This window comes from Streptomyces sp. NPDC058664, assembly GCF_042716635.1.
Classification (GTDB): domain Bacteria; phylum Actinomycetota; class Actinomycetes; order Streptomycetales; family Streptomycetaceae; genus Streptomyces.
This window is the reverse complement of the sequence record NZ_JBHXRW010000269.1, coordinates 1-1,013: the sequence shown is the minus strand read 5'-3', so window position 1 is coordinate 1,013 and position 1,013 is coordinate 1. Positions and strand designations below refer to the sequence as shown.

Annotated in this window: 2 protein-coding genes; both read right to left on the bottom strand. The window is 70.8% G+C overall.

What is annotated here, in order from left to right:
* Positions 1-211: ferredoxin family protein (locus ACFWUY_RS42075; RefSeq protein WP_384122491.1), on the bottom strand; the 211-nt coding region annotated here is incomplete at its 3' end.
* Positions 211-1,013: HEAT repeat domain-containing protein (locus ACFWUY_RS42070; RefSeq protein ID WP_384122488.1), on the bottom strand; the 803-nt coding region annotated here is incomplete at its 5' end. The genes ACFWUY_RS42075 and ACFWUY_RS42070, both read right to left, overlap by 1 nt.

The following is a 1,013-nucleotide window of genomic DNA, read 5'->3' as shown; positions in this document are numbered from 1 at the left end:
GGATGTTCACGGTGACGGCGCCGACCGGGCAGCGCGCGGCACACGGCCCGCAGTACCAGCACTCGTCGACGTGCATGTAGGCCTTGCCCGAATCCGGGTGGATGGCAAGGGAATCGAGCGGACACATGTCCACGCAGAGGGTGCATCCGTCGATACATTTCGCTTCGTCGACCTCGACGGGGACGTCGAGGCGGGCATTGACCTGGGCCATCAGAGTTCCTTTCCAGAGTTGGCGATGCCGATGCGGGCGAAGGCGCGGACGTCGGCGTCCGGGTCGTCGAGGGCCGCCTGCAGCGCCGAGGTGATGTCGCGTCGTTCGGCGATCCGTTCGGCCAGTGCGCGCACTGCGGCCTTGCGGACGTCGAGGTTGGGATCGGAGACCGCCGACAGCAGCGGTGCCGCGGCGAGTTCGGGGTCGGCGGCGGCCAGGGCGATCGCGGCTGCCTGCCTGACCTGCCAGGCCGGGTCGGTGATGGCGGCGGTGGCGGTGGCGGCGGCTTGTTCGTCGCAACCGGTGCCCGCCAGGCTCGACAGCGCGGCGGCACGCACCAGTGGTTGCGGGTCGGCGGCCAGGGCCAGCAGCGTCACCGCTCCCCGTGGATCACCGACTGCGGCAATGCCTTTCGCGACGCCGATGCGGACATTCTGGTCTTCGTCGGTGGCGGCGAGGGCGAGTTCGTCGAGGGCGTCGACAGAGGTGAGACCGCCGACGACCGTGCGCCGCACGGCCACGTTCGGATCCCGCAGCCATTCCCGGAGCTCGTCGGCGGTGACCCTGCGGTGTCGCCAGAGCGCCTCGATGGCGGCCGAACGCACTGCCGGTTCCGGTGCGGTGACGCTATCGCGCAGGGCCGCATCGAATTCCGGTCCCGGCACCAGGACCTCGAGGAGTTCGGTGAGCAGGCCGATCGCGGCGTGGCGCACGTCGACATCGGGGTCGGCGAGCGCGGTCGCGAAGATCGGTGCCGCCTCGGCCCAGGCGTCGGTGGTCTCACTCAGCACCGACAGCGCGG